The organism is Streptomyces sp. CO7 (assembly GCF_053474865.1).
The window spans coordinates 125431-130568 of record NZ_JBRIOU010000004.1 but is presented as its reverse complement, the minus strand read 5'-3'; the positions used below and the strand labels follow the sequence as shown (position 1 = coordinate 130568).

At 74.8% G+C, this 5138-nt stretch carries 2 protein-coding genes; both read left to right on the top strand.

The genetic code is table 11. From position 1 onward, the window contains the following. Positions 1–146: 146 nt before the first annotated feature. Positions 147–3701 (top strand): chromosome segregation protein SMC, encoded by a 3555-nt coding sequence (gene smc, locus ACOV8S_RS13265; RefSeq protein ID WP_448318027.1) that lies wholly within the window; start codon positions 147–149, stop codon positions 3699–3701. A 170-nt stretch (positions 3702–3871) separates the two neighbouring features. Continuing rightward, positions 3872–5077: a signal recognition particle-docking protein FtsY gene (gene ftsY, locus ACOV8S_RS13260; protein WP_448318026.1), complete on the top strand. Its 1206-nt coding sequence runs from the start codon at positions 3872–3874 to the stop codon at positions 5075–5077. Positions 5078–5138: the final 61 nt, after the last annotated feature.

The window sequence follows — 5138 nt, the reverse complement described above, 5'->3', positions numbered from 1 at the left end:
GCCCGGGACCGTGCCGACCCCACCCCACCGCGATCCTGTAGCTCTGATCTGCCCGCCGCCCCACCGTGCGAAACCGGGCCGCGGCAAACCGGATCGTGCCGCCGGCTCGTGGAGTGCGGGGGGACCGGCCGGTAAAGTCCCCCGGCGTGCACCTCAAGGCCCTGACCCTCCGCGGCTTCAAGTCGTTCGCATCCGCGACCACGCTCCGGTTCGAGCCGGGCATCACCTGCGTCGTCGGCCCGAACGGCTCCGGCAAGTCCAACGTCGTGGACGCGCTGACCTGGGTCATGGGCGAGCACAGCGCGAAGTCGCTGCGCGGCGGCAAGATGGAGGACGTCATCTTCGCCGGGACCACCGGCCGCCCTCCCCTCGGGCGCGCTGAGGTCTCACTGACCATCGACAACTCCGACGGCGCCCTGCCCATCGAGTACGCCGAGGTCACCATCACGCGGATCATGTTCCGCAACGGCGGCAGCGAGTACCAGATCAACGGCGACACCTGCCGCCTCCTGGACATCCAGGAACTCCTCTCCGACTCCGGCATCGGCCGCGAGATGCACGTCATCGTCGGCCAGGGCCAGCTCGACTCCGTGCTGCACGCCGACCCCATGGGACGCCGCGCCTTCATCGAGGAGGCGGCCGGCGTCCTCAAGCACCGCAAGCGCAAGGAGAAGGCGCTGCGCAAACTGGACGCCATGCAGGCCAACCTGGCCCGCGTCCAGGACCTCACCGACGAACTGCGCCGCCAGCTCAAGCCACTGGGCCGGCAGGCCGCCGTGGCCCGCAGGGCCGCCGTCATCCAGGCCGACCTGCGCGACGCCCGGCTGCGCCTGCTCGCCGACGACCTGGTGGCACTGCGCGAGGCCCTGAGCGCCGAGGTCGCCGACGAGGCCGCGCTCAAGGAGCGCAAGGAGGCCACCGAGGAGGAGCTGCGCAAGGCGCTGCGCCGCGAGGCGCTCCTGGAGGACGAGGTCCGCCGCCTCACACCGCGCCTGCAGCGCGCCCAGCAGACCTGGTACGAGCTCTCGCAGCTCGCCGAACGCGTCCGCGGCACCGTCTCGCTGGCCGACGCCCGGGTGAAGAGCGCCACCGCCGCCCCCGTCGAGGAGCGCCGCGGCCGCGACCCCGAGGACATGGAGCGTGAGGCCGCCCGCATCCGCGAACAGGAGGCCGAACTCGAGGCCGCCCTGGAGGCCGCCGAGCGGGCCCTGGAGGACACCGTCGCCCACCGCGAGGAACTGGAACGCTCCCTCGCCGCCGAGGAACGCCGCCTCAAGGACGTCGCCCGCGCCATCGCCGACCGCCGCGAGGGCCTGGCCCGGCTCAGCGGCCAGGTGGGCGCCGCCCGCTCCCGGGCCGCCGCGGCCCAGGCCGAGATCGACCGCCTCACCTCCTCACGGGACGAGGCCCGGGCGCGCGCCGTCGCCGCCCAGGAGGAGTACGAGGAGCTGAAGGCCGAGGTGGACGGCCTCGACGCGGAGGACACCGAACTCGCCGAACGGCACGACGAGGCGAAGGGCGCCCTCGCCGAGGCCGACGCCGCGCTGACCGCCGCCCGCGAGGCCCTCACCCGCGCCGAACGCGAGAGCGCCGCCACCCGGGCCCGGCACGACGCCCTCGCCCTCGGCCTGCGACGCAAGGACGGCACCGGCGCCCTCCTCGACGCCCAAGACACCCTCACCGGAGTCCTCGGCCCCGCCGCAGGCCTCCTCACCGTCACCCCCGGCCACGAGGCGGCCCTCGCCGCGGCCTTCGGCGCCGCCGCCGACGCCGTGGCGGCCGACTCGCCCGCCGCGGCCGCCGAGGCCCTGCGGCTGCTGCGCAAGCAGGACGCCGGCCGCGCCGCCCTGCTGCTCACCGGAGCCGCCGAGGAGCCGGAGCCGGCCCCCCGTCACGAGCGGTGGCCGCACGCCGCCGACCTGGTCGGCGGCCCCGACCAGCTGATGCCCGCCGTCCGCCGGCTGCTGCGCGGCGTCGTGGTGGTGGACACCCTCGACGACGCCGAGGACGTCGTCCGCTCCCGCCCCGACCTCACCGCCGTCACCGCCGAGGGCGACCTGCTCGGCGCCCACTACGCGCACGGCGGCTCGGCCGCCGCGCCCAGCCTGCTGGAGGTCCAGGCATCCGTCGACGAGGCCGCCGCCCTGCTCGAGGAACTGGAGGCACGCTGCCGGGAGCTGGCCGTCACCCAGCGGCTGGCCGCCGAGCGGCGGACCGGGTGCGCCGCCTTGGTGGAGGAACTGGGCGAACGCCGCCGGGCCGCCGACCGCGAGAAGTCGGGCGTCTCGCAGCAGCTCGGCCGCCTTGCCGGCCAGGCCCGGGGTGCCGCCGGAGAGGCCGAGCGTGCCGCCGCCGCCACCGCCCGCGCCCAGGAGGCCCTGGAGAAGGCGCTCACCGACGTCGAGGAACTGGCCGAGCGGCTGGCCGTCGCGGAGGAGATGCCGGTCGACGAGGACCCCGACACCTCCGCCCGCGACCGGCTCGCCGCCGACGGCGCCAACGCCCGGCAGACCGAGATGGAGGCCCGGCTCCAGCTGCGCACCCACGAGGAGCGGGTCAAGGCCCTGGCCGGCCGCGCGGACTCACTGGACCGTGCCGCCCGCGCCGAACGCGAGGCCCGGGTCCGCGCCGAACGCCGCAAGGCCCGGCTGCGCCACGAGGCCGCCGTCGCCTCGGCGGTCGCCTCCGGCGCTCGGCAGCTGCTCGCCCACGTCGAGGTGTCGCTGGAGCGCGCCGACCGGGAACGCACCGCCGCCGACGCCGCCCGCACACGTCAGGAACGCGAGCTCGCCGCGGCCCGCACGGCAGGACGCGACCTCAAGGGGGAGCTGGACAAGCTCACCGACTCCGTCCACCGCGGCGAGGTGCTCGGCGCCGAGAAGCGGCTGCGGATCGAGCAGCTGGAGACCAAGGCGCTGGAGGAGCTGGGCGTCGAGCCCGAGGCGCTGGTCGGCGAGTACGGTCCGGCCCAGCCCGTCCCGCCGTCCCCGCCCGCCGAGGGCGAGGAACTGCCCGAGGACCCCGAGCACCCCCGCAACCGGCCACGGCCGTTCGTCCGCGCCGAGCAGGAGAAGCGGCTGCGGGCCGCCGAGCGCGCCTACCAGCAGCTCGGCAAGGTCAACCCGCTCGCGCTGGAGGAGTTCGCCGCGCTGGAGGAGCGCCACCAGTTCCTCAGCGAGCAGCTGGAGGACCTGAAGAAGACCCGCGCCGACCTGCTCCAGGTGATCAAGGAGGTCGACGAGCGGGTCGAGCAGGTCTTCACCGAGGCCTACCGGGACACCGCCCGCGAGTTCGAGGGCGTCTTCGGCCGGCTCTTCCCCGGCGGCGAGGGCCGGCTGATCCTCACCGACCCGGACAACATGCTGACCACCGGCGTGGAGGTCGAGGCCCGGCCGCCGGGCAAGAAGGTCAAGCGGCTCAGCCTGCTGTCCGGCGGCGAGCGCTCGCTGACCGCCGTGGCGCTGCTGGTCTCCATCTTCAAGGCGAGGCCCAGCCCGTTCTACGTGATGGACGAGGTCGAGGCCGCGCTCGACGACACCAACCTGCAGCGGCTGATCCGGATCATGCAGGAACTCCAGGAGTCCTCCCAGCTGATCGTGATCACCCACCAGAAGCGCACCATGGAGGTCGCCGACGCGCTCTACGGCGTGTCCATGCAGGGCGACGGCGTCTCCAAGGTGATCAGCCAGCGACTGCGCTGACGGCGACGCCCGGCCGGCGACGCCCGGCCGGTTCGCCCGATGAGGGCGGTTCCGGGCGGGTCCGTCCCTTCGCGGGCCGGGGCGCGTGAGGCCTCGGCCCCGCCTCATCGGGAAGAAGCCCGGCGCGCGCCCCGGGCGGCGTGCGCCCCATGGCCGATACTGGGACCGTTATGGACACCCTCATCCTTGCCGTAGTCATCGCGGTGGTGGCCCTGGTCGCCCTCGCCGGCCTCGTCGTCGGCACCCGGCGCAGGAAGCCGCCGCCCCCGCCCCCGTCCGCTCCCGACATCACCGCCCCGCCGGCCGAGCCCACGGTCGGGGAGGAGGCGGAGACTCCACGGGACGAAGGGCGCCGCACGATCGAGGAGGTCGACCTCCCCGGATCGCCCAGCGGCGCCACCCTGGTCGAAGAGGTCCCCCTGGAGCCCGCCGCCCCGGCGGTCGAGGTTCCCGAGCCCACCGCCGGCCGGCTGGTCCGGCTGCGCGCCCGCCTCTCGCGCTCGCAGAACGCGCTGGGCAAGGGCCTGCTGACCCTGCTCTCCCGCGAGCACCTCGACGAGGACACCTGGGAGGAGATCGAGGACACCCTCCTGACCGCCGACGTCGGCGTGCAGCCCACCCAGGAGCTCGTGGACCGTCTGCGCGAGCGGGTGCGGGTGCTGGGCACCCGCACCCCGCAAGAGCTGCGCACCCTGCTCCGCGAGGAGCTGCTCCAGCTGCTGAACCCCGAGTTCGACCGTTCGGTGAAGACGGACGCGAAGGAGGGCACCCCGGGCGTGGTCATGGTCGTCGGCGTCAACGGCACCGGCAAGACCACCACCACCGGCAAGCTGGCCCGCGTGCTGATCGCCGACGGCAGGACCGTGGTGCTCGGCGCCGCGGACACCTTCCGCGCGGCGGCCGCAGATCAGCTGCAGACCTGGGGCGAGCGGGTCGGCGCCCACACGGTGCGCGGCCCCGAGGGCGGCGACCCGGCCTCGGTCGCCTTCGACTCCGTCAAGGAGGGCATCGTCACCGGCGCCGACGTGGTGCTGATCGACACCGCCGGCCGCCTGCACACCAAGACCGGCCTGATGGACGAGCTGGGCAAGGTCAAGCGGGTCGTCGAGAAGCAGGCCCCGCTGGACGAGGTGCTGCTGGTGCTGGACGCCACCACCGGGCAGAACGGCCTGGTCCAGGCCCGGGTGTTCGCGGAGGTCGTGAACATCACCGGCATCGTGCTGACCAAGCTGGACGGCACGGCCAAGGGCGGCATCGTGGTCGCCGTCCAGCGCGAGCTGGGCGTGCCGGTCAAGCTGATCGGCCTCGGTGAGGGGGCCGACGACCTCGCGCCCTTCGAGCCGGGCGCCTTCGTCGACGCCCTGATCGGCGACTGACCCACCCGACGCAGCGGATCGCCAGACGCCCGCCCCGGCCACCGGCCCGGCGGGCGTCTGC